Source organism: Clostridium sp. HCS.1 (assembly GCF_047900555.1).
In the GTDB taxonomy this organism is placed as follows: domain Bacteria; phylum Bacillota; class Clostridia; order Clostridiales; family Clostridiaceae; genus Clostridium.
The window spans coordinates 3,748,945-3,775,369 of sequence record NZ_CP170704.1 but is presented as its reverse complement, the minus strand read 5'-3'; the positions used below and the strand labels follow the sequence as shown (position 1 = coordinate 3,775,369).

Genomic DNA, 26,425 nt, shown 5'->3' with positions numbered 1-26,425 from the left:
TGATAAAATGAATAAAAAGTCAGCATTAGGGAAGGGGTTAGGTGCATTGATACCTAATGATGCTCCAACTAAAGATAATAATAAACCTTCTTTTATAGATATTAACTTAATTAAAAGCAATGATAAGCAACCAAGAAAATCTTTTGATGATGTAAAAATAGCTGAATTAGCACAATCCATAAAGGAACATGGGATTATCCAACCTATTATACTTAATAAGAAGGATGAATATTATACAATAGTTGCAGGGGAAAGAAGATGGAGAGCTTCTAAATTATTAGGATTAAAAGAAGTTCCTGCAATAGTAATGGATTTAAGCGATAAGGATATTTTAGAAATTTCATTAATAGAAAATATCCAAAGACAAGATTTAAACCCTATTGAAGAAGCTTTAGCATATCAAAAACTTTTATCCGATTTTAATCTAACTCAAGAGGAATTAAGTAAAAGAGTTGGAAAATCAAGAGTAGCAATTAGTAATACAATAAGACTTACAGCACTTTGTGATACTGTAAAACAATATCTAATAGATGAAGTTATTACAGAAGGTCATGGAAGGACACTGTTAGCAATAGAAGATCCTAAACTTCAATGTGAAATAGCACAAAAAGTAATTGATGAAAAATTATCAGTTAGAGAATTAGAAAGATTAATAAAATCAATTAAATCTGATAAGAAAACAAGAGAAAAAACAAGAGAAATTAGTCCATATTACAAAGATGTTACTGAAAGACTTCAAAATTATTTTGGAACTAAGGTTAATATCAGTAATAAGAATAATAAGGGAAAAATAGAAATAGAATATTATTCTGATGAGGATTTACAAAGAATACTAGAAATAATTAATTTATAAATGTTTCACGTGAAACACTTATAAAAGTTTCATCTAATGTTTCACGTGAAACATTAGATGTTTTTTGACATAAGTTTAGGAAGGAGCAGAAAATTGGAAGTTTTAATTAATTTAATAAATGAGAATATACATTTTATTATAATAGCATTATTAGTTATAATATTATTACTTTTTATTATAGTAATTTCATTAATGAGATCAACTAATAAACTTGAAAAGAAATTTAGAAGGCTTACTAGAGGCGTTAATAATAAGAACCTAGAAGAACTTATTGTTTCAAAAATTGATGAAGTAGAAAGAGCAGCAGCAAAGGCTGATGAGGCTATTAATAAATGTAAAGTTATCCAAGAAGAGATAAAGGGATGTGTAAATAAAGTTGCTATTATGAGATATAAGGCATTTTCTGATGTAGGAAGTGATTTGAGTTTTTCAATAGCAATTTTAGACTCTTATAATGATGGAGTTATAATTACTGGTATTTACTCAAGACAAGATAGTATTACATATGCTAAACCTGTAGACAAGGGAATATCTAGATATGAATTATCAGAAGAAGAGACTTATGTATTAAACGAAGCAATCAATAAAAAGTAATAACAAAGGAGCTATTCTTATAATAAGGATAGCTCCTTTATATATTTGTAGAGTTAAATTAGATAATAATTTATAAACATTTAATGAAATATATAAAATATTTAATTATTGTATAGTAATTCAATTTTAAACAAAAACTTGAAATAAAGCTCTAATTAACTATATATATATTGATATTGGTCAGTTCATCAACATATTATTTGTGTTATCTACAATTTTATTAACACAATATAAAATACCCTTAGATATACAATCAGCTAAAGCCATAACTGTGAAAAGTCTTGTGTTTTGAAGTATAAGAAATTCATAATTTCCAGCTATATTAACAATACCGGTAATACTTAAATCTCCTATAGGTGGTAATTCTTTATTAACTGCAAGTCCAGGAGAAATAGGTTTCCTATCAATAAAAACCTTGCCAATATTATTAATACTGCCAAGGCAAGAATCAATAGCAACGATATATGGATCTTTAAAAGCTGAATTTATTTTAGAAAGTATATCCACTAAATTTTTAGAATGTATTGGGGTTTCTAGAGTGCCATAAATAAAAATATTATTTTTAGATAAGCTTCTAAAAGATTTTTTTGATTTATATCCAATTAAAGGACCTAAGGAGTCACCAGTGCATCTATCAGTTCCAATACAAATAAATATAATTACTCTATTAGATTTATATACATCAATTAACTCTTTATATAGAAAATTTCCTATTTTAATATATGAATTAGGGAATAGTGAATCTACGTTAAATTTACTTACTGTCATTAAAAAGCCTCCTTTATTGAAATTATTGACAATAAAGCAGGCTAGTATTCATTTTAGAGCTTTGTTTATAGAATCAATTGAATATTTTATATCTTCTTCAGAATTAAAGTAGCTTAAACTTAATCTTACTGTACCAGTCGGGAAGCTTCCAATTGTTTTATGAGCAAGTGGTGCACAATGAAGACCTGAACGGTTCTTTATACCAAAGTCTGAATCAAGTATAAAAGATAATTCAGCAGTATCAATATTTTTTGCATTAAAAGATACACAGGATGTATAGTTTTCGTTACTGAAATCTTCATATAAAATTACATTATTTATATTTTGTAATTCTGAAACTAATAAATTCCTTAAAGATTTATTTTTTTCATAAATAGTATTTAAACCTTGAGAATTTATAAATTTGATTCCTTCCATTAATCCAACAATTCCTGGCATATTAAGGGTTCCTGATTCAAATTTATCAGGAAGAAAGTCAGGTTGAAGAAGGGAATGAGATAAACTACCTGTGCCTCCTAATATGTAAGAGTTACATATTTCATTTAATTCATCAGTTAAAATGAAACCACCTATCCCCTGGGGACCAAAAAGACTTTTGTGTCCAGTAAAGGCTAAAGCACTTAAATTCAGTTCCTTAAAATCAATATTTAAAACTCCTGCTCCCTGGGCTGAATCTAAGATAAAATGTATATTATTATCTTTACATAACCCACATATTTCCTTTATAGGTTGAATACTTCCTATTACATTAGAAGCTTGAGTTAATATTATAAATTTTGTGTTTGGTTTAATTGCATTTTTAAAATCTTCTACATCTATAAAACCAAAAGAATTTGCATTTATTATATCTAAATCAATAATACCAGCTTCTTTTAAGTTAACTAATGGCCTAAGAACGGAGTTATGTTCCATAGAAGAAGTAATTATATGATCACCTTTTTTACAACATCCATTAATTAAAATATTAAGAGAGGTAGTTATATTATTAGTGAAAATAACATTTTCTATTTTATTAAAATTGAAAAAATCAGCTATTGTTTCTCTAGCTTCTAGTAATAATCTATTTGATTGCATACCATTGTCATGATTTGAACGACCTGGATTACCGCCTATATTTATTAAAAAATCATATATACTATCTGTCACGCTTTTAGGCTTTGGAAAAGTAGTGCTAGCATTGTCTAAATAAATGTTATTCATAAAAATAACTCCTTTATAAAAATATTAAACTATATTAAAATTATAAAATATATTATATTCATTTACAAAAATATATATAATATAATTAAATACAAATGGTCTAAATCAAGGAGGATAAAATGAATTATTATATTATAGTTTTTAAAAACACTTTAGATGCAATGAATGGTGAAAAGTCATTAAAGGAAGAAGGTTTTATTTTTAAAATGATGCCAACTCCTACGGCAATAACACAAAGTTGTGGTATTTGTATCAGAATAGAAGATAAAAATTATATAGATGAAATAATTAAAAGGAATATTATTAATTATAAAGGCATTTATACTAAGGAAGAAAATAAATTTGAAAAAATTATATAGGAGATTATTAATATGAATTACTTAACATGGGTAACAAGAATAGTAGATGACGCAACAGGCAAAGCTTCTTATGCTTTTAATTGGGACAAAGCGATTGATAGTGCAATTAATATGGCTGAGGTAATACTTAGTAAAGGATTCTCTCTTATACTATTAATTTTAATTATGTATTTAGTAATTAAAATAGGTGATAAAGCTATTGATAAATTTGTTACAAATCAAGCAAATAGTAAATTAAGTTTTTCAATGAATAGGCAAAAGGCAATTACAGTAGGAGCAATACTTAAAAGTACATTAAAATATGCAGTATATATTTCAGCAGCTAGTATAATAATAGGAAGTACATTCAAGGTCTCTGCTGGAGTTTTAAGTGCAATTGGTTTTGTAGTTGGTATAGGAGCTCAAAGTTTAGTTAAGGATTTAATAAATGGATTTTTTATTATTTTTGAAGATCAGTATGGTGTTGGAGATTATGTAACTATAGGGGAATATAGTGGCATTGTGGAAAATATTGGAATAAGAGCAACTGTGTTAAGAGATTTTAGTGGTGATATCCATAATTTACCTAATGGTGCTGTTTCAGAAGTAACAAATCATTCAAGAGGAGATATGCGATTTATAGTAGATGTAGAAATTGCATATGAGGAAGATATTGATAATACAATTAGTATAATTAAGAATACATGTAGAAAGTTTGAAGAAAAAAATAAAGATACTATTAGAAATGAAATAGAAGTTTTAGGGGTTATTTCATTAAATGCTTCTGGAGTAACTATAAGAGTTGTTGGGAAATCAAAACCAATGTCTCAATGGAAGTTAGAAAGAGATTTAAGAAAAGATATTAAGGTAGCTTTAGATGAAGCTGGAGTTGAAATTCCATATCCAAAGACTCAATTAATAAAAAATGATATGGATTAATGATAGGAGGTATATATGATAGAAAATTTTGATTTAGGGGATATAGTAGAAATGAAAAAACAGCATCCATGTGGTAGCAAGGAGTTTGAGGTAATCAGATTAGGTGCTGATATAAAAATTAAGTGTGTAGGATGCGGAAGAATAGTAATGTTACCAAGAAGTAAATTTCAAAAAGATGCCAAGAAAAAAGTGAATTAGTGACAATATTAATTTATATCTTGCAAATAAACAATAATAATGTTACAATATTTAATTGTAATCCCTGCTGTGTAAAGCACAGCCAAGGTCCGAGGGGAGGAGGTGAAAATGATGAGAAAGTACGAAACTATATTTATACTACACCCATCATTAGACGAGGAAGCTTGTAAGGCTGCAATCGAAAAATTTAAAGGTGTAATAGAAAATGGTGGAGGAACTATAGAAAATGTTGACGTTTGGGGTAAGAGAAAGCTTGCTTACGAAATCGCAAAAGTTAACGAAGGTTTCTATACATTAATCAACTTCAATGCTGATTCAGAATTACCTAAAGAATTAGACAGAGTATTCAGAATTACTGATGGTGTTATAAGACACATAATAGTTAAACAAGAAGCGTAAGAGGTGATATTGTAATGAATAAAGTAATACTTATTGGAAGACTAACTAAAGATCCAGAGTTAAATTTTGCTGCTGGAAGTGGTACTGCAGTTACTAGATTTAGTTTAGCAGTAACAAGACCTTTCAAAAAGGATGAAACTGATTTTATCAACTGTATAGCTTTTGGTAAAACTGGTGAAACAATAGCACAATATCTTACAAAGGGCAGACAACTTGCTGTTACTGGAAGCATTAGAACAGGTAGTTATGATGCTAAGGATGGAACTAAGAGATATACAACTGATGTAGTTGTAGATTCTTTTGAATTCATTGGATCAAGTAACAATGGTGGTGCTGGAAGAGACCAAGGTTCATATAATAATGGATTTGGTTCTTCAAATATGAATTCTGATTATTCAAATTCATCAAATAATTTTGGTGGAAATTTCGAGGAAGATATGACTCCTGTAGATGATGGAGATATGCCTTTCTAAAAAGTCTAAAAGAAGGAGGGAATTAGCATGAAAGATATGAAAAGATCTGGAAAAATGAGAAGATCTAAGAGAAAAGTTTGTGCTTTTTGCGTAGATAAAGCTGAAACAATAGATTATAAAGATATTACTAAGCTAAGAAAGTTCGTAACAGAAAGAGGTAAGATATTACCAAGAAGAATTTCTGGAACTTGCGCTAAGCACCAAAGAGAATTAACAAGTGCTATAAAGAGATCAAGAAACATAGCATTATTACCATTTACAACTGAGTAAAGTAATTAACCCCTGTTATTTCAGGGGTTTTTTGTTATACTAATACATATATCTTTTACAAAATATGTAAATAAATTTATAAGTTGTTGCATTAAAAGTCAAATATAATTAAAATATATATACAAGGGTATTAGTATAGGGGTGAAGAGGTTGAAGAGAGATGATTTAAATATAATGGCAAATATTAAAATGATAGAGAAGTTAAAAGCAAACCTTTTAAGTATAATAGCTGAATTTTATCATTTATTAACCAAAGGAAGTAATGTAGCTCAAGATGCTATTTTAAACTGTATATCGGGAGCTGTAATTATTTTATATGTATTAGCCCAAAAACTTGGATATTCATGCAAAGATGTAGATGATGATATGAAGAAAAAACTACAAGTAGGAATTGCTGAAGATCATGAATATGAAAGTGATGGAAGGAGCTTAAGTAAACTTCAATTACATTTAAAGGAGCACCATTAATATTATGAAATGGAAAGAATTATATAAAAAGAGGTTTAAGAATATTAAACCTATAGTTACACCGATTATCTTTGTAGCAGCTTGCATAGCATTATATTATATAAAGAGTATCTTTTTAGGAGGTTTTCTATTAGTTATATTTATTATATTTACAATTAGTGAATACTTAAGTAAAGAAGAAGTAGAAAATAATACAGAAAAGATTAAAGAAACAATTCTCAAGGATATTGACAATAATATTTTTAATTTAATATTCCCATTAGCTATAATAAAAGAATCAGGAGAGATTTTCTGGTATAATAAAGAGTTTAAAAAATTCACACCAGAAGAAGAACCTTTAGGATTAAATGTAGTTAGTATAGCAAGAGGTTTAAATTTATCTAGGTTATTTACCTGCGATAGAGATTTACACCAAAAAATAAAAATATTAAATTCATTTTATAAAGTATATGCAACTAAATTAGAGGATAATAACTTAGAAGAGAATTTATATATAGTTTACTTTAATGATATTAGCAGTAATAAAAATATTGAAAGTACTAAAGAAAGCATAATGATTATTGAGGTAGATAACTTGTCTGAAGTATTGGAAACTACTATGGAAAGTGATAGGCCTATGCTAGTTGCAGAAGTAGAAAAGACTATAAATGCATATGCACAAAGACTTAAGGCTATGATAACTAAGTATGACTCTAATAAGTATATATTATCTATGCAAGATAAGTACATAGATGAAGAAATAAATAATAAATTTTCAATTCTAGAAGAAGTATCTGCAATAGATAGAGGAAATAAGTATGAAGTTACTCTAAGTATTGGTGTGGGAAGAGGAGGAACCTGTCCTTTAGAAAATAACAATTTTGCAACTTCAGCAAAGGAGTTAGCTTTAGGAAGAGGTGGAGACCAAGTAGTAATAAAAAATAATGAAAAGATTAAGTTCTTTGGAGGTAATTCAAGAGAAATAGAAAAGAGAACAAGAGTTAGGGCTAGAATTATTTCTCATACTTTAAAGGAGTTAATATATGAAAGCAGCAATGTATTTATTATTGGACATAAGAATCCTGATATGGACTGTTTTGGATCATCTGTAGGATTATCAGCTGTTGTTAGACAATTAGGAAAGCCTTGTAATATAATATTAGGAAATGAAACAGCAGCAATAGATTATTTTCTATCAAAGTTAAAAAAAGATTCAAGATATGATAATCTTTTTATTCCACTAGAAGATGCATATGAACAAATTAATGAGAAAACATTATTTATAATAGTAGATGTTCATAATTCAGGATATATATTAGATAAAGAAATACTAGATAAAGCCCCAAGAAAGATAATTATAGATCATCATAGAAGAAGTCCAGATATAGTTGAGGGGGCAATATTAAATTATATTGAGGTATATGCTTCATCAACATCTGAAATGGTAACAGAAGTAATTCAATATATGGTACAAAAACCTAATTTAACAAAATTAGAAGCTGAAGGTTTACTTGCTGGAATCTTTATGGATACTAAAGGATTTTCATTTAAAACTGGGGTAAGAACATTTGATGCTGCATCATTCTTAAGATCCTTAGGAGCAGATACAATAGAAGTTAAGAAGATGTTTATGGATAATCTAGAAGATTATTTAGTAGTTGCAGATACAATAAAATCAGCAGAAGTTTGTGGGAATTTAGCTATTGCGGTAGCACCAAAGGGAGTTAAAAAGTCCTTTATGGCAGCAAGGGCAGCAGATGAATTATTAAATATATATGGAATCAATGTATGTTTCGTATTAATTGAAATAAGCAATAACATAGTAATTAGCGGTAGATCTATAGGAGAATATAATGTTCAAGTAATACTTGAGGAATTAGGTGGTGGAGGCCATATGAATATGGCTGGAGCACAATTAAGTAATGTCTCAATAGATGAAGCTAAAGAAGTACTTAAAAAGTCAATAGAAAAACATTTGAAGGTTGGTGAATAACATGAAGGTAATATTATTACAAGATGTTAAAAAATTAGGTAAAAAAGGTGATGTTATAGAGGCATCAGATGGATATGCAAGAAATTTTTTATTTCCTAGGAAATTAGCAGAAGAAGCAACTAATGCTAATATGCACGTATTAAATGCGAAAAAAGAAAATGAAAGAAAGAAAAAGTTAGCAGAATTAGAAGCAGCACAAAAATTAGCAGCTGACTTAAAGGGAAAAGAAGTTAAGATTGAAGCTAAGGGTAATAACGGAAGATTATTTGGAGCTATAACAAGCAAGGATGTAGCAGAATTAATCAATAAAGAATATAAATTATCAATAGATAAAAAGAAAATTGTTATGGATACAATAAAGGTTGCAGGTAGTTATGATATAGAAATTAAGTTATATCCAGAAGTATCTACTAAGATGAAAGTAACCATTGTAGAGCAATCATAAGGAGGACTAAGTTTGAAGACTTACGATGAAACAAACATAGAAAGTTTATTAGACAGTGGGTTATCTTTAGATGCACAAGCAAATGTATTAAATCAAATATTAAATAACGTATTAGATGAGGGAGCTGTAAGAGCTAGAGTTGTAAGATTTAAATTACAAAAGTATATAAACTCTACTAATGTATGTGAAAGAATATATGCTTTAAACGTAATAGCCTCAGATGGAAAAGGCGAAAAAGTAGTTCCAAATGAAGATGAATTACGTGGTGTATTAGAGGATACTATTTACTATATATCAGAAAATATAGCAAGAAAGTATGTACAAAATAAAATTGAAACACAAGTTGAAAAAGCACTTCAGGATAGACAAGATAAATTTATGGATGATCTTAAGTTATCTATAATAAAGAAGCAAAAGGGACCTGAAAGCTCAAAGACAACTAAGAAACTAGAAAAGTTAGAAGAATTAGATGCAAAGAAAATTAATAAGAATGTTATGAGTCTTTTAAGACCAGAAACCTTTGATGAAATTGTTGGTCAAGAAAGAGCTATAAAGTCTTTAATTTCAAAAATGTCATCACCATATCCACAACATATAATTTTATATGGACCTCCTGGAGTAGGTAAAACTTCAGCAGCAAGACTTGCTTTAGAAGAAGCTAAAAAATTAAAGTTTACGCCATTTGATGGAGATTCAAAATTTGTTGAAGTAGATGGAACTACATTAAGATGGGACCCAAGAGAAATTACTAATCCTTTATTAGGATCAGTACATGATCCAATTTATCAAGGAAGCAAAAAAGATTTAGCGGAAATTGGTGTGCCAGAACCTAAAACTGGTTTAGTAACAGAAGCCCATGGGGGAGTTTTATTTATCGATGAAATAGGAGAATTAGATGAAATTCTTCAAAATAAATTATTAAAGGTTTTAGAAGATAAGAGAGTTGAATATTCATCTTCATATTATGATCCAGATGATGAAAACACTCCAGAATATATAAAATATCTTTTTGAAAAAGGGGCTCCAGCAGACTTTGTATTAATTGGAGCAACTACTAAAGATCCAGGAAAGATAAATCCTGCATTAAGATCTAGATGTACAGAAGTTTACTTTGAGCCATTATCAGCAACAGATATTATTGGCATAATAGAAAATGCAGCTAAAAAGTTAAATGTAAAATTAGAAGATGGTGTTGCTGAATTTATCAGTAGATACACTATTGAAGGTAGAAAAGCTGTAAATATATTAGCTGATGCTTATGGATATGCATTATATAATTCTAACGAAGAAAGTGATATAATAACTTTAAAAGATGTTGAAGAAGTTATATCAATAGGAAGATATGTACCATTTGAAAGAGTTGATGATATAGAAGGTTATGAAATAGGCCACACTTATGGGTTAGGTGTAAGCGGATTTTTAGGATCTACACTAGAAATTGAAGCTGTAGCATTTGAATCAAAGAAGCCAGGAATGGGTACTGTTAAATTTAATGATACTGCAGGTTCTATGGCCAAGGACTCAGTATTTAATGCAGCATCAGTAATAAGAAGAATTACTGATAAGGATATTAAGGACTATGATATTCATGTAAATATTGTAGGTGGAGGAAGAATAGATGGACCATCAGCAGGTGCAGCTATAACTATTTCTATAATAAGTGCTTTATTAGAGAAGCCAATTAGACAAGATGTAGCAATAACTGGAGAAATATCTTTAAGAGGAAATGTTAAACCAGTAGGTGGTATTTTTGAAAAAATCTATGGAGCAAGAAGAAAGGGAATAAAACTTGTAGTTATTCCTAAAGAAAACGAAAAAGAAATCCCATTAGATTTAAAAGATATAGAAGTTAAGGCTATAAGTAAAATTGAAGAATTAATGGATATAGTATTCGAAAAATAAAATAATTTAAGGGCTGATAATTATTATTTGAATTAACTTGATATGGTAATAACAAGAAATCAATATAATACTTATCAGCTTTTTTCTAGTAAAAAGTTTTGATATAATATATTTATTATGAAAAGGGAGGAGGTTACAAATTGGATACACCAATAATGAGAAGCTTACCTCAAAGCTTAGAAGCTGAACAATCTGTTATTGGAGCAATGATAATAGATAAAAGTGCAATAGCAAAAGCTTTAGAAAAGCTAAATGAAGAAGATTTTTATAGGGATGGACATAAGGTTATATTTAAGGCTATAAGAGAAATGTTCTCGAAGGATATGGCTGTTGACCTTGTAACCTTATTAGAATACTTAAAATCAACAGATATGCTAGATAAAGCAGGTGGAGTTACTTATATATCAGAAGTAAGTTCATCAGTAATTACAACAGCAAATTTAGAAGCGTATATATCAATAGTAGAAGATAAATCAACTTTAAGAAAATTAATTAGATCTGCTACTAGCATAATAGAAGAAAGTTATAACAAGCAAGATAGAGTAGAAGAGGTATTAGATTTAGCTCAAAAGAAAATATTTGATTTAGCTGAAAAGCAAGGATCTAATGATTATGAACCATTATCTAATGTACTTGAAAGAGGTTTCTTAGAAATTGAGAGGCTATTTAATAATAAAGGCTCTATAACTGGAGTTGGTTCAGGTATAAGAGATTTAGATGCGAAGACATCAGGATTTCAAAAAGGAGATATGGTGCTTATTGCAGCTAGACCTTCTATGGGGAAAACAACTTTTTCCTTAAATATTGCAGAAAATGCAGCATTAAGAGAGGGGAAAAGTGTAGTTATTTTTTCTCTGGAAATGTCAAAGGAGCAATTGGCATATAAATTACTGTGTTCAGAAGCAAATGTAGATATGTTAAAGCTTAGAACAGGTAACTTAGATGATGACGATTGGGAAAGAATTGCAAGAGCTACAGGGCCTCTATCTAAGGCTAAAATATACATAGATGATACGGCAGGTCTTAGTGTAATGGAAATGAGATCAAAGTGTAGAAAAATAAAGATGGAACATGGTATAGATATGATACTAATTGACTACCTTCAATTAATGAGTGGTAGTTCAGGAAGTGAAAGTAGACAACAAGAAGTTTCAGAAATATCTAGATCTATAAAGGCTTTAGCAAAGGAAATGGAATGTCCTGTTATAGCTTTGTCACAGTTATCTCGTGCTCCAGAACAAAGAGCAGACCATAGACCAATGTTATCTGACTTAAGAGAATCAGGGTCTATTGAGCAGGATGCCGATGTTGTTATGTTCTTATATAGAGATGAATATTACAATAAGGAAACTGAAGAAAAGAATATAGGTGAATGTATAATAGCTAAGCAAAGAAACGGTCCAGTTGGAACAGTTAAGATGGCATGGATTGGTGCTCATAGTAAGTTTGCTAATTTAGAGTTAGTTTATAAGGAATAATAAACTTATGTCATCAAACAATTTAAAATTAATAATGGAAAATGTAAAATTAAAAAATTAATTTTAAATACATACATTTTACATTTTTAATAATGGAGCTGTTATAACAGCTCCATTATTTTTAATTTTTAAGAACTTTTAAGTAGATATAATTAGCTTGTACAGAATTTTCTATTGTATTAATATCTACTTTATTTAAATAAAGCATTCTTTTAAAATTCAATAAGTCATTAAACTTATTCTTTAAGGAGAGGTTTAAAATAAGAAAGTTATTTATACTTTTTATAATTATTTCTTCTTTAGTTAAGTCTTGAAGAAAAATATAAATATCGTAAAAATTATTCTTATCAATAATTTTTATAATAGGAGTTTTAGGTTTTATAATTGATTTAATTTCTATTAAATTATCATTCATAATTATCCCTCCTTATAAATAGTTTGTATTTTATTAAAAAAGCTATCCTATGGGTATAATGGCTAAGTTCATAAATTATAAAAAAGTAAGAAATTTATTTATAATAAAAAATAAAAAGGAAGTGTAGGGAATGAATAAAAAAATAGGTTTCATAGGCTGTGGTAATATGGGAAAAGCTATTCTTACGGGAATATTATCATCTAAGGAAGTATCTAATGATAATATTTATGTATCTACTAAAAGCGAGAAATCAAGAAAAAATATTCAAGATGAATTTAAAGTAAGAACTACTTTAAATAGTAAAGAAGTAGCTAAGTTTTCTGATATATTATTTTTAGCAATTAAGCCTAATATTTTCAAGGAAATAATATTAGATATAAAGGAAAATATAGGTAAAGATGCTATTATAATATCTATTGCAGCTGGAATATCAATGGAGGATATGAAGAAATGGATTGGAGATGACTATAAAATAGTTAGAACTATGCCTAATACTCCAGCATTAGTAGGAGAAGCTATTTCAGCAATTTGTCCTAATAATAATTTACAAGAAAATGAAGTGGAAGAAGTTTGTAAAATTTTTAATATGTTTGGGAAATATGAGATATTAGAAGAAAAATATTTTCATGGATTTATTGCATTATGTGGATCTTCTCCAGCTTATGTATTCATGTTTATAGAAGCAATGGCAGATGCAGCTGTTAAGCTTGGTATTCCAAGAAATAAAGCTTATAAGATGGCAGAACAAGCCGTATTAGGCTCTGCAAAGCTTGCTTTAGAAACAGGAAAACATCCAGGAGAATTAAAAGATATGGTTTGCTCTCCTGGTGGAACAACAATTGATGCAGTAGTAGAGCTTGAAAATGGTGGCTTTAGAAGTACCATAATTAAAGCCTTAGAAAAGTGCGCTGAGAAATCTAAAAATATGTAGTTATGATAAATAGCAGAGTGATTATTATCTGGGATGAGATCCAAGTACACACACTCTGCTATTTATTAATGAAGAATTAAAATAAATAATCATTGAACTTTATATAAATATTTTAAAGTTTTGATACCCCCGTTTTTATTGCAGTATCTCTAACTGCATTTGAAACTGCCTTTTGAACGCTTAAGTCAAAAGCTTTTGGTAATATAAAATCATAACCTAAATCTTCTTCTTTAACTGAGTTTGCAATTGCATATGCTGCAGCAATTTTCATTTCTTCATTTATATCACTAGCTCTGACATCTAAGGCACCTCTAAATATTCCTGGGAAGGCTAAGACATTGTTAACTTGGTTTGGAAAGTCGGATCTTCCAGTACCTATAACTTTAATTCCAGCTTCTTTTGCTATATCTGGGAAGATTTCAGGAGTGGGATTAGCCATAGCAAATATAATTGCATCTTTATTCATAGTTGAGGCCATTTCTTTGGTTACTAGATTTGGAGCAGATACTCCTATAAATACATCTGAATTTTCTAGTGCATCCTTTAAACTACCTTTAATATTTTCTTTATTAGTGATTAAGGCTAATTCTTTCATTGAATCATTTAAATTATCCATTTCCTTATTTATTATTCCACTCTTATCACAAATAAAAATATTTTTAGCTCCAAAGGAAATTAATAATTTACAAATTGCAGTACCAGCAGAACCAGCACCGTTTATAACAATTTTTATATTTCCAATTTCTTTTTTCACAAGCTTTAAAGCATTAATTAATCCAGCTAATACTACTATAGCTGTTCCGTGCTGATCATCGTGAAATACTGGAATATCTAATTTTTCTTTAAGTCTTTTTTCTATTTCAAAGCATCTAGGTGCAGAAATATCTTCAAGATTTATTCCACCTAAAGATGGAGATATTCTAATGATAGTTTCAACTATTTCATCTACATTTTTGGTGTCTAATACTAAAGGAAAAGCATCAACATCCGCAAATTCCTTAAATAATATTGATTTACCTTCCATAACAGGTAATGAAGCCAAGGGTCCAATATCCCCTAAACCTAAAACAGCAGTTCCATCAGAGATGACAGCTACAGTATTCCATTTTCTTGTATAGATATAAGCTGAATCTGGATTTTTATGTATTTCCCTGCAAGGTTCAGCAACTCCAGGAGTATATGCTAAGCTTAAATCTTTTTCATCATTAATCTTACAATTGGATTTTATTTGGAACTTACCTTTTAATTCTTTATGATATTTTAGAGATTCTTCATAGATATTCATAAAAATGCTCCTTCTATTATATATTCATATTATAATTATACGAATTATATATATATAATGCAAAAAAATATTCGCAAACGAGTTGAAAGTTTATTTTTAGTTTGTTAATATTGTATTTGGAGATTAATTTCAATTAATTTTATTAATGAGGGCTTTCAAGTCCTTAGACAGGGAGGCAAATTAATGTCAGCATTTGTTGTTTTAGGAGCCCAATGGGGCGATGAAGGAAAAGGAAAGATGACTGATTACTTAGCTGAAGAGGCAGAAGTAATAGTTAGATTCCAAGGAGGAAATAATGCGGGTCATACAGTTGAAGTAGGCGACAAGCAATATAAACTTCACCTAATACCATCAGGAATACTATATGATAATAAATTAAATATTATCGGTAATGGAGTAGTTGTTGATCCAAAAGCTTTATTTACAGAAATAGATTATCTTGAAGGAGAAGGTGTTAGCGTTACACCAAATAAACTTATTATAAGTGATAGAGCTCATGTTATAATGCCATATCATAAGGTGCTAGATAAGCTAAAAGAAAAAGCAAGAGGAAAAAATGACATAGGAACAACAGGAAAAGGAATAGGACCTTGTTATACTGATAAATTTGAAAGAGCTGGAATTAGAATTTGTGATCTTATAGATGAAGAAGTTTTTAAAGAAAAGTTAAAAGAAAATATTGAATTTAAGAACAAATACATAGTTAATGTTCTTGGTGGAGAAGCACTAAACTATGATGAAATATTAAAGGAATATTTAGAGCTTGCAGAAAGATTAAGACCTTATGTTCAAGATACTTCTGTAAGATTATATAATGAAATTAAAGATGATAAGACTGTATTATTTGAAGGAGCACAAGGAATGCTTCTTGATATAGACTATGGAACATATCCATATGTAACATCTTCAAATACAACTGCTTGTGGTGTAGCGAGTGGATCAGGAATTGGACCAACTATGATTACTAATGCAGTGGGTATAGCAAAAGCTTATACTACAAGAGTTGGTAAAGGACCATTCCCTACTGAATTAGATAATGAAATAGGTGAATGGATTAGAGAAAAAGGACACGAGTATGGAGTGACTACAGGAAGATCAAGAAGATGTGGATGGCTAGATGCTGTTATTTTAAAAACAACAGTAAGAGTATCTGGATTAACATCACTATGTGTTACTAAAATAGATACTTTAGCAGGACTTGAAAAATTAAAAATTTGTGTAGGATACAAGTTTGATGGTAAAATTATAGACTATTTCCCAGCAAGCTTAAATGACTTAGCAAAATGTGAACCTATATATGAAGAATTTGATGGATGGGGTGAAGAAGTAGCTGAAGCAAGAAGCTACGAAGAATTACCAGAAAATGCGAAGAAGTACTTAGCTAGAATAGAAGAGCTTACTGGAACAAAAATTTCTATTATTGGTGTTGGTCCTAGAAGAGATCAAACAATAAGAGTTACAAAAGAACTTTAATAATAAATTAAATGAAAAGAGTTGTATAAAAGTAGATTTTATCTATAAAATACTTCTCTTTTTTTTATTTATAAAGATTAAGCAAAACTAATAAATCACAGTTTAAAATAGGTAATAAAAAAGGTTAAATGATAGTGATTATTGACTAATAAAAGCTTTTATGGTAACATATAGTAAATAGTTACTATATTTAAATTAAATTTTAGTGAAAATAGGTATCTAATTTAAACATATTTGTGTATAAAATATACAAAAAAAATTAAGAATGAGGGGTGGCAGTTATGTCTATGTTAAGAAACTTTATAAAAGATAACAGATTACAATCTAGAAAATGTAGAAGAAAAGAGTTAACTTTGGCAGTTACTTTAGGCGCTACTGTTGGTGTATTGACTGGAATTGCTATAAACTCAAAATCAGACCAAATAAAAAAATTATTCAGCAAAATAAAAGATAAAAATATTGAATATATAAACGATGGAAAAGAAAAGCTAGAAGATTTAATTAATGAAAAGAAAGAAGATATAAAAGATATTAAATCTGGCTTAAAAGAAGGTTTAGAAAATATTAAAGATAAAGAAGAAAATGTAAGAGAAATCTTAGATAGAAAAGTAAACAAAGGCAAGGATGAAATTGCTGATATATCTAAAGAAACCACTAAAGAAATAAAAAATGAAATCAATAAGAAATAGGAGGCGGTTATAATGGGATTTTTAAGATGGTTAGGTGGAATCGTAGTTGCGATTTGGTTATTAGGTCTACTATTTAGAATAGGTGGAGGATTAATACATATCCTACTTGTTGTAGCTGCAATAGTATTTATCGCAGATTTAATAACTAGAAGAGCACATTAGTAGAAACTATGTATTTAATAATGAAAAGAGTAAATTAATAGTAACTATATATATAAAAGAGGTTGTTTAGGCAACCTCTTTTTCATATAATTAATAGTTATTTATCCAAATAAGTAAAATTATTGTAAATAAATTATAAATAGTAAAATGTTGTGATAAAATATAAATATAAAAGTATAAATAAATAGGGGTGATTTTATGGAAGAAAGAAAAAATAACTTACTTGTGACGGAAATTTTATCTAGGGCCTTTAACTTATGTATAGATAATTTTTTAGAATTTCTTAAGGCTATAGGAATTTTTATGGCACCAGCAATTATAGTACCATTAATATTAATTTATACGGTATTTGCTACTGCCTTTATTGGTTCATCACTTTATTCTTATTCATATCCAAACTCAGCTTTAGATAGAATGTTTGCAGGTATAGGAATAGGAACAATAGCAGGTATTACATTACTATCATTGGTTTTAGGCTTATTATCTTTATTTGGTAGTTTAGTAATAATTAAAATGTCAGATGATGCAAATAAGGGTAATGAAGTTAGTTGGAGATCAGCAACAAGCTATGTATGGGATAGAAAATGGAGAGCTTTAGGACTAAATTTATTAGTTTGGCTTATGATTATGGCAGGACTTATTGGCCTTGGGATTTTATTTATAATCCTATCACTTTTAACATTAGGAATAGGACTTATTATTTTAGTTCCTTTATATTTTGGAATATTATTGATTTTAACACCTTCAATGACATTATTTAATTCAACATTTTTAATTAATGATTTAAATGTTATGGATTCAATAAGAGAAACTTTTCTTTTATTTAGAAAGGGTTATTTTTGGTCAACTATTGGAAGAATAGCTGCAATCTCTGGTATTTTATTTGGTGTAGTAATAATATCAGGAATACTTGATTTCATTCCATTCCTTGGTAGTATAATAATGTCAGTAGGGTCATGTGCAATATCAGTATATATGTCTGCCTATATCAGTATATTTGTTCTTGATAGAAATCAACCTAATATAGATAGCTTTGGAGGAAATGATAATTCAGATAATGGGTTTATAGATCCAATTATTTAAATTATAATAAAGGGAATGTAGAGAAAGGTAAAACTAATAATTATAAACAATGTAAAATGGAGGCTGTTGGAACAGCCTCTTTATTAACAGGAGGTAGTTTTATGGGGAAAGCTTATGAAAAAGAATATGAATTACATTATTATGATGTAGATAGGAATTTAAAAGGCAGTATGTCAACTATAATAAACATATTGTCTGATATAGGAACAAAGCAGTCTGAGAGCCTTGGTTCTGGAATGAAGGAACTTATGGAAAATAATATGACATGGGTATTTTATAATTATCATGTAAAAATATTTAGAGATCCTATGTATGGAGAAACATTAAAAGTAAAAACTGAACCAGTAGGATTTAAAAAATACTATGCACTAAGAAATTATGAAATAAAAGATAGTCATGGTAATGTTATAGTTACTGCTAACGCTATATTCTTACTAATTAATTTAGAGAAGAGGAGAATGATAAGAATTCCAGAATCACAATATGAAGTATATGGTGTGGAAAGTGATATGAAAGGGGAATTCAAATTACCTAGAATTGAAGCAATTGAAGAATATAAATATGAAGATAGCTTCAAGGTGAGATATACTGATATAGATTCAAATCAACATGTTAATAATACTAAGTATATTGATTGGGCTATGGAAACTTTGCCAGAAGATATAGTAAATAATTATTCTTTAGATGAAATAAAGGTTACATTTGAAAAAGAATGTAAATATGGAGAGGTTGTAAATGTATATACTGATATAAGAGAACAAGAAGATGGCTCATTAATAAGTATACATAAGATAGAAACTCTAGATAAAAAAGAATTAACTAGATTAATAGGGTGTTGGAAGAGGGAAGAACACAAATAAATAAGATAATAATTATAAGGAAGCAATTTACTAAAATAACTGCTTCCTTATTTTTTTATTAATTAAATATTAAAGTTTCTACTTATTATTATATGCAATACTTTTAGCTACCATATAACCAGAGCTCCAAGCCCACTGTAGATTAAATCCACCGCAATCTCCATCCACATCTAAAATTTCGCCACAGAAATATAGATTTTTAACTAAATTAGATTCAAGGGTAGAGGAGTTTATTTCCTTTGTGTTTATTCCACCTATAGTAACTTGAGCTTGATTAAAGCCATTAGTATCTACACATTTAAATTTCCAAGACTTTAATATATTAATTATGTTTTTCTTATCATTCCAATCTAGCTCATAGCAAGGCATATGAAGGTTAGATATATTTGCAGACTTTAGTACTGTAGGGATTAATTTTTTATTAATTACACCTATAAGAGAATCTATAATTGGTCTATGTGAAAACATAGCAAAATGTCCTTCAAGAAAGTTTTCTATTTCACCAATATCTTCATTAGGGAGCATATCTACTAATATTTCAACATTTTTATTATTAAGTAAGGCTTTTGATGCATGACCAGATAATTGAAGTATTGGAGGACCAGAAATACCGTAGTCTGTAAATAGTATTTCTCCAAATTCTTTTCTTATGGCTTCTCCATTTACTAATAAGGTAGCATAGCCATCAAATTTTACTCCTGATATTGATTTTAAATAAGGATTATCTAATTTTAACTGAACTATGCCAGGAATAGTTTTCACAATTGTATGTCCTAGAGATTTAGATAAATTATATCCTGAACCATCAGAGCCAGTTTTAATAGCAGATTTTCCTCCACAGGCTAAAACTAATTTATTACATGTGAATAACTTTTTATCTTCATTACTTGTGGATAATTTAAAAACTTTTCCCTTGTGGATATCTTTCACTTTACAATCTGTGTATAAAGGTATATCTCTATCCTCAATTGCAAATCTTAATATATCCACTACTGAAGAGGCTTGAAGAGATTTAGGATACATTTTTCCGTTTTTTAACTCTACAATAGGAAGGCCAATAGATAAAAAGAAGTTTTCTGTATCACTAACTCCAAAGCTAGATAAAGTTTTAGAAAAAAATCCTGAATTTTCACTATGGTATGAAAGGAAGGGAAATGAAATTGTTCTATTAGAAATATTACAACGACCATTTCCTGTAGTTAATATTTTTTTCCCAATCCTATCAGTTCCTTCTATTATTGCTACATCTAAACCAAAATCTTTTGCTGTAATTGCAGCCATTAATCCTGATGCGCCTCCACCTATTATAATTAAATCATGATGAATCATAATAAACTCCTTAATATATTTTATTTTATTTAAATATTATACTAATAGAATTATAATATATTTATAAAGAATAATTAAGAAGTTTAATTTAGATAAACAGCAATAAATTTCTAGGTTTTAAGCGGTTTTATTAGTATGAATTTAAAAATTAAAAAAAAGTTGCGAAAAAGTGTTGACACTATATTAAAATTTATGTATTATAGTTAATGTGCTCGCCGACAGAACGGCAAGTACGTGCGACAAACAAAAAACTTATATGGCTCCTTGGTCAAGCGGTCAAGACACCACCCTTTCACGGTGGTAACAGGGGTTCGATTCCCCTAGGAGTCACCATTATGGAAGCATAGCTCAGCTGGGAGAGCATCTGCCTTACAAGCAGAGGGTCACAGGTTCGATCCCTGTTGTTTCCACCAAATAATGGCTCAGTAGCTCAGTTGGTTAGAGTGCCGGCCTGTCACGCCGGAGGTCGAGGGTTCGAGCCCCTTCTGAGTCGCCACTTTAAGTTTTAAAAAGCATATGGCTCCTTGGTCAAGCGGTTAAGACACCACCCTTTCACGGTGGTAACAGGGGTTCGATTCCCCTAGGAGTCACCATTTATGGAAGCATAGCTCAGCTGGGAGAGCATCTGCCTTACAAGCAGAGGGTCACAGGTTCGATCCCTGTTGTTTCCACCAATAATGGCTCAGTAGCTCAGTTGGTTAGAGTGCCGGCCTGTCACGCCGGAGGTCGAGGGTTCGAGCCCCTTCTGAGTCGCCATTTTAAACTTAAGATAAAATATGCTGGCATGGCTCAACGGTAGAGCAGCTGACTTGTAATCAGCAGGTTGTAGGTTCGATTCCTATTGCCAGCTCCAATCTAATATGGCTCCTTGGTCAAGCGGTTAAGACACCACCCTTTCACGGTGGTAACAGGGGTTCGATTCCCCTAGGAGTCACCATTATGGAAGCATAGCTCAGCTGGGAGAGCATCTGCCTTACAAGCAGAGGGTCACAGGTTCGATCCCTGTTGTTTCCACCAAATAATGGCTCAGTAGCTCAGTTGGTTAGAGTGCCGGCCTGTCACGCCGGAGGTCGAGGGTTCGAGCCCCTTCTGAGTCGCCAATTCAAACATAAGATAAACACGCTGGCATGGCTCAACGGTAGAGCAGCTGACTTGTAATCAGCAGGTTGTAGGTTCGATTCCTATTGCCAGCTCCAAAAGCTTTAGATATTCTAAAGCTTTTTTATTTTGTAAAGAATACTGAAATTAAATAAAAAGAGGAATTATTTCATTCAGTTTAAAAGAGAGAGAATCATTATGTTACGGCGACTTGGAGCCTGCGACGGAGCGCGGAATATAATGATTCTCTCTCTTCCTATCTTCTTTTTAGATTAAGCTGAATTCTTATATCTTCAGTATAGAACTTATAAAGTTTAAAGTTACCTAAAAGTCTTGAAGAAATTCTTTCAGTATAGGTTGTTCTTATATCAGATAAGCTTAAGTTTGTTGATATAATCATTTTCTTTTTTCTAAGTAATTTTTTATTTAATAAATTGAAAAATTCAGTTGTTGTGAAATCTGTTATTTGTTCTGCGCCTAAGTCATCTATAATTAATAAATCACAGTTTATTAATATATTTTCAAGTTCAGAATTATTTTCAAATTTTATTTCTCTTAAGGTTGCCATAAGTTCATCAACTGTTCTATAAATAACTAGGAATCCATCATCTAAAAGTTCTTTTGCAATACAACAACTTAAAAATGTCTTTCCTGTTCCTGAATCACCATAAAATAATAGATTATCATTTGTAGAGTTAAAGTTCGGAATATACTCTTCCCTAATGAATCTAAGTATATTCTCCATATTTTTTCTAGGAGAGAATCTATCATCTTCATTTAGCTTGTGACTAGAAAATAAGGATAAATTAAAGTTATTAAAATTATTAACTGAAAGTGTATCCTTTAAGGATGAGTTTTTATAATAAAGTTGAACTAATTTTTTTCTATAACAAGAACATCTATTTATACCTATATATCCTTCATCCTTACATTTTGGACATCTATAATGTAAGTTTAAGTAATCAGCATCATAGCCTTTTTCTACTAATGATTCAGTTTTTTTAACTCTTAGATCCGTTATCTCATCTTTAATTTTATTTAATGTAGCATCATCAATACCTTTTAAAATTGATAATGAAAGACCTAAGGATTTTTTTTGAAGTAAGTTATCTAACTCTAGTATTTCTGGATTCTGTTCTTCAATAGTTTTACGCCTTTTTATTAAATTTTTTTCTTCTTCAGCTCTAATTTTTTCATAAATTAAAGCTAACTCTTTTTCATATCCTTTAATCATCAGTATCCCATCCTAACAATTTCTTTTCTAAATCGTCATAATCATAATCTCTTCCCTTAAAGTTATCAAATCTTAATTTAGGCTTAGTAGAATTCTTAGAATTATTATAAACCTTTTTAGCAGCTGAATTTTTATAAGTAGCTTCCTTTTTCTCAATATCTTGTAATGTTCTTAAATTATCTTTATTCCAACTTGATAAGATTCCATCAATATACTTAAAATCTGCTCTGTTTAATCTCTGGAAGCAAATATCACAAGCCTTTTTTATTACATCTAAGGAGTAATTATAAGTTGAAGTCCATTTTTCTAGCATATCTTCTTGAGGCTTCATAATATCAGTATTTCTAATTCCTAAGAATTTTAAGATTTCCCTATAAGTTACCCATTTATCTTCAGTTTTTCTAATGTAATTTTGTGCATCATCAATTGTGTTAATCTTCATTTCCTTCCAAGCTATTGCTACCTTTTCAATATATCTAAAGTTAGTTTTACCTTTAGAGGCGCAATATTCAATTAGTAATAGTATTAACTCAGAAGAGAAATTTAAATCCTTTTTCCAACTAATATAGGTTTCTACTTCACTAGGGGATAGAGTTCTCCCTAATAACTTACCTATATCCTTTAGCATTGAACCATTATTAGTATTAGTTAATTCTTCAACTAAATTAAATTTTTCAACAGTAGTTGGTCCTTCATTAGATATATCTACAAATTCTATATGAAAATTTCCCATATTATCTATAGGTAAAAGTTTTATAATACCTTCATCATTCCAATAGTTAAGAGCATTTACTATATCAGATTCTAAAAGATTTAGTGATGTAGCTAAAACCGTAGAGTTAACTCCAGGTTCACCTGTAAAATTGTATTTAAGCATTAAAAGATAAACCTTGATAAATTCACCTCTAGCTTTTGGCATATATCGTTCAATAAATATATTACTAACAGGAGTAAATTTTAAAGGCTTTGACTTAAACATAAAAGTGCTCATATTTTTCTTTACCTTTCTAAAAGTAATAGTGACATAACTTTATTATATCAAAGTGAAGAAATAGCCTCAACATTAGTAAAAAATATAAATAGGAATATTATTTTAATAAATGGGAAAAATATTTGATGTGCTTGTTAATAAAAGAAGGGAGTGCTTATGGATATAAAAGGTAAATCGGTAAGGTTAAAGAAAATATTCATTAAAGTGGCCTTACTAATAATCATAATTAATATTATTTTAAATGGTAGCTATTTAAAAGCTAATGCAGAGGTAAATGATAATTTAAATATTAACTTGAATAATAAAGTATATTCAGGAGTTAATGAAGTATCTGATAATATTTTTGATAATTTAATGGTTGCATTAACAGGAAAAATAAATGCTTATGAAGTGATGTTAAATGATAAAATAATAGGATATACTGTTTCAGAAAAGAATTTAGAAAATGTAAAAAATATTATTTTAAAAAAGTATATAGACGAAAACAGTATAAAAGAGGATATGGTTAAAGAGTTCGATATTAAAGGAGATATAATATTAAGGGAAGAAAGACTAGAAGTTGATTTGATTCAGACAAATGAAGAAATAGCAAATAACATTTATGAACTATCTAAAAGAGAATCCAATAATATCAAAATAAATATAAAATATTTAAAAGAAGAAGTAAATAATATAAAGCCATCAACTATGACAATTCCAACAGAAACTCTATATTTAGGAGAATCTAAAATAGAAGAAGGAATTTATGGACTTAAAAAAGATACAAAAGAATATATAGTTGAAGCGGGTAAGATCATAAATTCAAAGTTAATTAAAGAAGATATAATTAAAGAAGCAGTTAGCAAAAAAATATATAGGGGAACTAAAAATCCTTATGAATATGGAATTGCTTTTTTAAACCATCCAACTAGGGGGGGATACATGACCTCTGGATATGGTGAAAGGTGGAGTTCATTTCATAAGGGTATAGATATTGCAGGAAACATAGGAGATAATGTTTTTGCAGCAATGGATGGAGAGATTACATATGCTGAATATAATGATGGTGGATACGGTAATTTAATTATAATTAAGCATGAAGATAATATGAGTACATATTACGGTCACTTAAGTGAATATAAAGTAAAAGTAGGAGATAAGGTGAAAAAGGGAGATATAATTGGAGAAGTAGGGAATACTGGATTTAGTACTGGACCACACTTACATTTTGAATTAAGAGTAAATAATGAGCCAGTAGATCCTACAGGCTACATTGTACAATAAGTGAGAATATAAAATAAGAACTCAAAAGGTATTTAGTTTGAGTTCTTATTTTAATATTAACTTAATATTAACCTTTCCATCTCCTTGATGATGTTTTGGAATATCATCAAGAGGCTCACAAGCGACTTTTAATATTGATGATATATCCTTTGGTGTTAAACTATTATCAGTTTCATAAATTAATGCACAGACACCTGCTATATAAGCAGCAGCTATTGATGTTCCAGTAAAAGTCTTATAAGATAAATCTAATTTTGAAGGATATAGCTTATTTCCATCTCTTTCAGAAATAAAATTTATATCTGAATTCAATGAAACAATATCCACGCAAGAAGCACAAAGATTAGGCTTAGTATCTTTCCTTGTAGAACCAGATGAAGAATAAGTATAAGGCTGTATAGCATTAGTTGAGTCATATCCTGAAACTGTTATACATCTATCACAAAGAGCTACTCCTGTAATAGAACCATCTAAATTTTTACTACTTCCACTTGGTATTATACAAGTGATATTTTTACTATTAATTAAAGAAACTAATGAATCAAATAAATTTTGTAAGAAAGTGTTATAGCCTAATAATTCAAAAGGAAGGCATAAAATCTTTACAACACCTTTTTCAGCCTCTTTAGACACTAATTCCATAGCATATAAAATATCTGAAAAGTAGCCTTTACCAGTTTTGTCAAAGGCCTTATAGGAATATATAGAACTTTCAGGGGCTATACCACTATACATACCATTAGATTTTTTACCATTACCAGCAATAATACCTGCGGTACAAGTCCCATGACCATTATCATCATAGGGGTAATGTAAATTATTAATTAAGTCTATAAATAAAGATATTCTATTATATGGAGTAGTCAAATCAGAGTGAGGATAAACTCCAGAATCTATTATTGCGATTCCAATTCCCTTGCCTTTATTTCTATTTTTATTAGGCAATCTAACTTTATTTGCAGTATTTACACTAATACCACATAAAAATAAGTATTCATCAAAGCAAATATATTCAATTTCAGGGTACTCTAAAAGTCTTTGTATGCCCTTAGAATTTAGTCTAGCAGATATTATTTTACAAGCTTCTATGTGATTTATTAATTCACCCTTGTATGAAGATATTCTTTTTATTATACTATCTTGAAATCTTTTATATTTAATTAAAACTCTATAACTATTATAAGGTTTTGATAATATACATGATTTTAAATTTGGCTCTAATCTTCTAGCAAAAGAAAACATATTAATCTCCTAAAAATGATCACAATATATATTATATTAAAAGGTATATTTTTGTTAATACAATAAAATAAAA

General features: G+C 29.1%; 28 protein-coding genes and 11 tRNA genes. 31 read left to right on the top strand and 8 right to left on the bottom strand.

Annotated features, from left to right (window positions below; translation table 11 throughout):
- Window positions 1-7: 7 nt before the first annotated feature.
- Together ACFYH6_RS18220 and ACFYH6_RS18215 are read left to right on the top strand one after the other, a co-directional pair.
- Complete coding sequence (locus tag ACFYH6_RS18220) at window positions 8-853, top strand: ParB/RepB/Spo0J family partition protein (RefSeq protein ID WP_316344387.1); 846 nt, start codon at window positions 8-10, stop codon at window positions 851-853.
- Between the two features lie 93 nt (window positions 854-946).
- Window positions 947-1,447 (top strand): DUF4446 family protein, encoded by a 501-nt coding sequence (locus ACFYH6_RS18215; RefSeq protein WP_316344389.1) that lies wholly within the window; start codon window positions 947-949, stop codon window positions 1,445-1,447.
- Window positions 1,448-1,627: 180 nt separating this feature from the next.
- Here the strand turns inward: ACFYH6_RS18215 and yyaC are convergent, their stop codons facing one another.
- Window positions 1,628-2,215: a spore protease YyaC gene (gene yyaC / locus ACFYH6_RS18210; protein WP_316344391.1), complete on the bottom strand. Its 588-nt coding sequence runs from the start codon at window positions 2,213-2,215 to the stop codon at window positions 1,628-1,630.
- A gap of 48 nt (window positions 2,216-2,263) precedes the next feature.
- Window positions 2,264-3,415, bottom strand: coding sequence for an aminotransferase class V-fold PLP-dependent enzyme (locus ACFYH6_RS18205; RefSeq protein ID WP_416179852.1), 1,152 nt, complete (start codon window positions 3,413-3,415; stop codon window positions 2,264-2,266).
- A 119-nt stretch (window positions 3,416-3,534) separates the two neighbouring features.
- Here ACFYH6_RS18205 and ACFYH6_RS18200 point away from each other — a divergent pair, with 119 nt between their 5' ends.
- From ACFYH6_RS18200 to ACFYH6_RS18150, 11 genes are all read left to right on the top strand, one after another.
- Window positions 3,535-3,774 carry a DUF3343 domain-containing protein gene (locus ACFYH6_RS18200; RefSeq protein WP_316344073.1) on the top strand — a complete coding sequence of 80 codons (240 nt, stop codon included), beginning with the start codon at window positions 3,535-3,537 and terminating at the stop codon, window positions 3,772-3,774.
- A 12-nt stretch (window positions 3,775-3,786) separates the two neighbouring features.
- Entirely contained in the window at window positions 3,787-4,692 is a 906-nt protein-coding gene (locus ACFYH6_RS18195) for a mechanosensitive ion channel family protein (RefSeq protein ID WP_416179853.1), read from the top strand.
- 15 nt (window positions 4,693-4,707) lie between these two features.
- Window positions 4,708-4,890: a DUF951 domain-containing protein gene (locus ACFYH6_RS18190; protein ID WP_316344075.1), complete on the top strand. Its 183-nt coding sequence runs from the start codon at window positions 4,708-4,710 to the stop codon at window positions 4,888-4,890.
- 111 nt (window positions 4,891-5,001) lie between these two features.
- Window positions 5,002-5,289: a 30S ribosomal protein S6 gene (gene rpsF, locus ACFYH6_RS18185; RefSeq protein WP_316344076.1), complete on the top strand. Its 288-nt coding sequence runs from the start codon at window positions 5,002-5,004 to the stop codon at window positions 5,287-5,289.
- Between the two features lie 14 nt (window positions 5,290-5,303).
- Window positions 5,304-5,762, top strand: a complete 459-nt coding sequence (locus ACFYH6_RS18180; RefSeq protein ID WP_316344077.1) for a single-stranded DNA-binding protein — start codon at window positions 5,304-5,306, stop codon at window positions 5,760-5,762.
- Between the two features lie 27 nt (window positions 5,763-5,789).
- Entirely contained in the window at window positions 5,790-6,032 is a 243-nt protein-coding gene (gene rpsR, locus ACFYH6_RS18175; RefSeq protein WP_291628887.1) for a 30S ribosomal protein S18, read from the top strand.
- A gap of 150 nt (window positions 6,033-6,182) precedes the next feature.
- The gene (locus ACFYH6_RS18170; protein WP_316344078.1) at window positions 6,183-6,500 is read left to right on the top strand and encodes a MazG-like family protein; all 318 of its coding nucleotides are present in this window, start codon (window positions 6,183-6,185) and stop codon (window positions 6,498-6,500) included.
- A gap of 4 nt (window positions 6,501-6,504) precedes the next feature.
- Window positions 6,505-8,472 carry a DHH family phosphoesterase gene (locus ACFYH6_RS18165; protein WP_416179854.1) on the top strand — a complete coding sequence of 656 codons (1,968 nt, stop codon included), beginning with the start codon at window positions 6,505-6,507 and terminating at the stop codon, window positions 8,470-8,472.
- Between the two features lies 1 nt (window position 8,473).
- Window positions 8,474-8,917: a 50S ribosomal protein L9 gene (rplI, locus tag ACFYH6_RS18160; protein ID WP_316344080.1), complete on the top strand. Its 444-nt coding sequence runs from the start codon at window positions 8,474-8,476 to the stop codon at window positions 8,915-8,917.
- A 12-nt stretch (window positions 8,918-8,929) separates the two neighbouring features.
- Entirely contained in the window at window positions 8,930-10,819 is a 1,890-nt protein-coding gene (gene lonC / locus ACFYH6_RS18155; protein ID WP_316344081.1) for a Lon family ATP-dependent protease, read from the top strand.
- Between the two features lie 140 nt (window positions 10,820-10,959).
- Window positions 10,960-12,297 carry a replicative DNA helicase gene (locus tag ACFYH6_RS18150; RefSeq protein WP_291707569.1) on the top strand — a complete coding sequence of 446 codons (1,338 nt, stop codon included), beginning with the start codon at window positions 10,960-10,962 and terminating at the stop codon, window positions 12,295-12,297.
- Between the two features lie 121 nt (window positions 12,298-12,418).
- Here the strand turns inward: ACFYH6_RS18150 and ACFYH6_RS18145 are convergent, their stop codons facing one another.
- Window positions 12,419-12,712 (bottom strand): hypothetical protein, encoded by a 294-nt coding sequence (locus ACFYH6_RS18145; protein WP_416179855.1) that lies wholly within the window; start codon window positions 12,710-12,712, stop codon window positions 12,419-12,421.
- A 130-nt stretch (window positions 12,713-12,842) separates the two neighbouring features.
- On the opposite strand from ACFYH6_RS18145, the gene proC reads away from it, so the two are divergent.
- Window positions 12,843-13,643, top strand: a complete 801-nt coding sequence (proC, locus tag ACFYH6_RS18140) for a pyrroline-5-carboxylate reductase (protein WP_416179856.1) — start codon at window positions 12,843-12,845, stop codon at window positions 13,641-13,643.
- A 112-nt stretch (window positions 13,644-13,755) separates the two neighbouring features.
- Here proC and ACFYH6_RS18135 read toward each other — a convergent pair whose 3' ends face one another.
- Window positions 13,756-14,928, bottom strand: a complete 1,173-nt coding sequence (locus ACFYH6_RS18135) for an NAD(P)-dependent malic enzyme (RefSeq protein WP_316344084.1) — start codon at window positions 14,926-14,928, stop codon at window positions 13,756-13,758.
- A gap of 183 nt (window positions 14,929-15,111) precedes the next feature.
- Between ACFYH6_RS18135 and ACFYH6_RS18130 the strand changes: the two genes are divergently transcribed.
- The 5 genes from ACFYH6_RS18130 to ACFYH6_RS18110 all read left to right on the top strand — a co-directional run bounded on the left by ACFYH6_RS18130 (window position 15,112) and on the right by ACFYH6_RS18110 (window position 19,195).
- Entirely contained in the window at window positions 15,112-16,401 is a 1,290-nt protein-coding gene (locus tag ACFYH6_RS18130) for an adenylosuccinate synthase (protein WP_316344085.1), read from the top strand.
- Window positions 16,402-16,682: 281 nt separating this feature from the next.
- Window positions 16,683-17,090 (top strand): YtxH domain-containing protein, encoded by a 408-nt coding sequence (locus ACFYH6_RS18125; RefSeq protein WP_316344086.1) that lies wholly within the window; start codon window positions 16,683-16,685, stop codon window positions 17,088-17,090.
- Window positions 17,091-17,102: 12 nt separating this feature from the next.
- Window positions 17,103-17,252: a lmo0937 family membrane protein gene (locus tag ACFYH6_RS18120; protein WP_316344087.1), complete on the top strand. Its 150-nt coding sequence runs from the start codon at window positions 17,103-17,105 to the stop codon at window positions 17,250-17,252.
- Window positions 17,253-17,450: 198 nt separating this feature from the next.
- Window positions 17,451-18,335: a hypothetical protein gene (locus ACFYH6_RS18115; protein WP_316344088.1), complete on the top strand. Its 885-nt coding sequence runs from the start codon at window positions 17,451-17,453 to the stop codon at window positions 18,333-18,335.
- A 101-nt stretch (window positions 18,336-18,436) separates the two neighbouring features.
- On the top strand, window positions 18,437-19,195 hold the full coding sequence (locus ACFYH6_RS18110) for an acyl-[acyl-carrier-protein] thioesterase (protein WP_316344089.1): 759 nt from the start codon (window positions 18,437-18,439) through the stop codon (window positions 19,193-19,195).
- Between the two features lie 78 nt (window positions 19,196-19,273).
- On the opposite strand, the gene ACFYH6_RS18105 is transcribed toward ACFYH6_RS18110, so the two are convergent.
- Window positions 19,274-20,524, bottom strand: a complete 1,251-nt coding sequence (locus ACFYH6_RS18105) for an NAD(P)/FAD-dependent oxidoreductase (RefSeq protein ID WP_416179857.1) — start codon at window positions 20,522-20,524, stop codon at window positions 19,274-19,276.
- A gap of 258 nt (window positions 20,525-20,782) precedes the next feature.
- On the opposite strand from ACFYH6_RS18105, the gene ACFYH6_RS18100 reads away from it, so the two are divergent.
- From ACFYH6_RS18100 to ACFYH6_RS18050, 11 genes are all read left to right on the top strand, one after another.
- Window positions 20,783-20,857: transfer RNA gene (locus ACFYH6_RS18100), tRNA-Glu, on the top strand.
- Window positions 20,858-20,861: 4 nt separating this feature from the next.
- Window positions 20,862-20,937 (top strand) — tRNA-Val (locus tag ACFYH6_RS18095).
- A 6-nt stretch (window positions 20,938-20,943) separates the two neighbouring features.
- Window positions 20,944-21,020: transfer RNA gene (locus tag ACFYH6_RS18090), tRNA-Asp, on the top strand.
- Window positions 21,021-21,042: 22 nt separating this feature from the next.
- Window positions 21,043-21,117, top strand: a tRNA-Glu gene (locus ACFYH6_RS18085).
- Between the two features lie 5 nt (window positions 21,118-21,122).
- Window positions 21,123-21,198 (top strand) — tRNA-Val (locus ACFYH6_RS18080).
- Window positions 21,199-21,203: 5 nt separating this feature from the next.
- Window positions 21,204-21,280 (top strand) — tRNA-Asp (locus ACFYH6_RS18075).
- 22 nt (window positions 21,281-21,302) lie between these two features.
- Window positions 21,303-21,377: transfer RNA gene (locus ACFYH6_RS18070), tRNA-Thr, on the top strand.
- A gap of 9 nt (window positions 21,378-21,386) precedes the next feature.
- Window positions 21,387-21,461, top strand: a tRNA-Glu gene (locus ACFYH6_RS18065).
- A 4-nt stretch (window positions 21,462-21,465) separates the two neighbouring features.
- Window positions 21,466-21,541: transfer RNA gene (locus ACFYH6_RS18060), tRNA-Val, on the top strand.
- Between the two features lie 6 nt (window positions 21,542-21,547).
- Window positions 21,548-21,624: transfer RNA gene (locus tag ACFYH6_RS18055), tRNA-Asp, on the top strand.
- A gap of 21 nt (window positions 21,625-21,645) precedes the next feature.
- A tRNA-Thr gene (locus ACFYH6_RS18050) sits at window positions 21,646-21,720 on the top strand.
- Between the two features lie 158 nt (window positions 21,721-21,878).
- Here the strand turns inward: ACFYH6_RS18050 and ACFYH6_RS18045 are convergent.
- Window positions 21,879-22,856 (bottom strand): ATP-binding protein, encoded by a 978-nt coding sequence (locus tag ACFYH6_RS18045; RefSeq protein WP_416179858.1) that lies wholly within the window; start codon window positions 22,854-22,856, stop codon window positions 21,879-21,881.
- On the bottom strand, window positions 22,849-23,847 hold the full coding sequence (locus ACFYH6_RS18040; protein WP_316344176.1) for a DnaD domain protein: 999 nt from the start codon (window positions 23,845-23,847) through the stop codon (window positions 22,849-22,851). Before ACFYH6_RS18040 ends, ACFYH6_RS18045 begins: the two co-directional genes overlap by 8 nt.
- A 156-nt stretch (window positions 23,848-24,003) precedes the next feature.
- Here ACFYH6_RS18040 and ACFYH6_RS18035 point away from each other — a divergent pair, with 156 nt between their 5' ends.
- A complete protein-coding gene (locus ACFYH6_RS18035; protein ID WP_416179859.1) occupies window positions 24,004-25,110 on the top strand; it encodes a peptidoglycan DD-metalloendopeptidase family protein in 1,107 nt (368 codons plus the stop codon).
- 45 nt (window positions 25,111-25,155) lie between these two features.
- On the opposite strand, the gene ACFYH6_RS18030 is transcribed toward ACFYH6_RS18035, so the two are convergent.
- Window positions 25,156-26,352, bottom strand: a complete 1,197-nt coding sequence (locus tag ACFYH6_RS18030) for a S8 family serine peptidase (RefSeq protein ID WP_416179860.1) — start codon at window positions 26,350-26,352, stop codon at window positions 25,156-25,158.
- Between the last annotated feature and the right edge of the window lie 73 nt (window positions 26,353-26,425).

Excerpts from the sequence above, each read along its gene's own strand:
- ACFYH6_RS18220 (WP_316344387.1), top strand. The coding sequence starts at position 8 with ATGAATAAAAAGTCAGCATTAGGGAAGGGGTTAGGTGCATTGATACCT.
- ACFYH6_RS18120 (WP_316344087.1), top strand. The coding sequence starts at position 17,103 with ATGGGATTTTTAAGATGGTTAGGTGGAATCGTAGTTGCGATTTGGTTA.
- rpsR (WP_291628887.1), top strand. The coding sequence starts at position 5,790 with ATGAAAGATATGAAAAGATCTGGAAAAATGAGAAGATCTAAGAGAAAA.
- proC (WP_416179856.1), top strand. The coding sequence starts at position 12,843 with ATGAATAAAAAAATAGGTTTCATAGGCTGTGGTAATATGGGAAAAGCT.
- yyaC (WP_316344391.1), bottom strand. The coding sequence starts at position 2,215 with ATGACAGTAAGTAAATTTAACGTAGATTCACTATTCCCTAATTCATAT.
- ACFYH6_RS18130 (WP_316344085.1), top strand. The coding sequence starts at position 15,112 with ATGTCAGCATTTGTTGTTTTAGGAGCCCAATGGGGCGATGAAGGAAAA.
- ACFYH6_RS18125 (WP_316344086.1), top strand. The coding sequence starts at position 16,683 with ATGTCTATGTTAAGAAACTTTATAAAAGATAACAGATTACAATCTAGA.
- ACFYH6_RS18110 (WP_316344089.1), top strand. The coding sequence starts at position 18,437 with ATGGGGAAAGCTTATGAAAAAGAATATGAATTACATTATTATGATGTA.
- ACFYH6_RS18115 (WP_316344088.1), top strand. The coding sequence starts at position 17,451 with ATGGAAGAAAGAAAAAATAACTTACTTGTGACGGAAATTTTATCTAGG.
- ACFYH6_RS18040 (WP_316344176.1), bottom strand. The coding sequence starts at position 23,847 with ATGAGCACTTTTATGTTTAAGTCAAAGCCTTTAAAATTTACTCCTGTT.
- ACFYH6_RS18035 (WP_416179859.1), top strand. The coding sequence starts at position 24,004 with ATGGATATAAAAGGTAAATCGGTAAGGTTAAAGAAAATATTCATTAAA.
- rplI (WP_316344080.1), top strand. The coding sequence starts at position 8,474 with ATGAAGGTAATATTATTACAAGATGTTAAAAAATTAGGTAAAAAAGGT.
- ACFYH6_RS18045 (WP_416179858.1), bottom strand. The coding sequence starts at position 22,856 with ATGATTAAAGGATATGAAAAAGAGTTAGCTTTAATTTATGAAAAAATT.
- ACFYH6_RS18030 (WP_416179860.1), bottom strand. The coding sequence starts at position 26,352 with ATGTTTTCTTTTGCTAGAAGATTAGAGCCAAATTTAAAATCATGTATA.
- ACFYH6_RS18135 (WP_316344084.1), bottom strand. The coding sequence starts at position 14,928 with ATGAATATCTATGAAGAATCTCTAAAATATCATAAAGAATTAAAAGGT.
- ACFYH6_RS18165 (WP_416179854.1), top strand. The coding sequence starts at position 6,505 with ATGAAATGGAAAGAATTATATAAAAAGAGGTTTAAGAATATTAAACCT.
- ACFYH6_RS18200 (WP_316344073.1), top strand. The coding sequence starts at position 3,535 with ATGAATTATTATATTATAGTTTTTAAAAACACTTTAGATGCAATGAAT.
- ACFYH6_RS18145 (WP_416179855.1), bottom strand. The coding sequence starts at position 12,712 with ATGAATGATAATTTAATAGAAATTAAATCAATTATAAAACCTAAAACT.
- ACFYH6_RS18190 (WP_316344075.1), top strand. The coding sequence starts at position 4,708 with ATGATAGAAAATTTTGATTTAGGGGATATAGTAGAAATGAAAAAACAG.
- rpsF (WP_316344076.1), top strand. The coding sequence starts at position 5,002 with ATGAGAAAGTACGAAACTATATTTATACTACACCCATCATTAGACGAG.
- ACFYH6_RS18105 (WP_416179857.1), bottom strand. The coding sequence starts at position 20,524 with ATGATTCATCATGATTTAATTATAATAGGTGGAGGCGCATCAGGATTA.
- ACFYH6_RS18195 (WP_416179853.1), top strand. The coding sequence starts at position 3,787 with ATGAATTACTTAACATGGGTAACAAGAATAGTAGATGACGCAACAGGC.
- ACFYH6_RS18205 (WP_416179852.1), bottom strand. The coding sequence starts at position 3,415 with ATGAATAACATTTATTTAGACAATGCTAGCACTACTTTTCCAAAGCCT.
- ACFYH6_RS18180 (WP_316344077.1), top strand. The coding sequence starts at position 5,304 with ATGAATAAAGTAATACTTATTGGAAGACTAACTAAAGATCCAGAGTTA.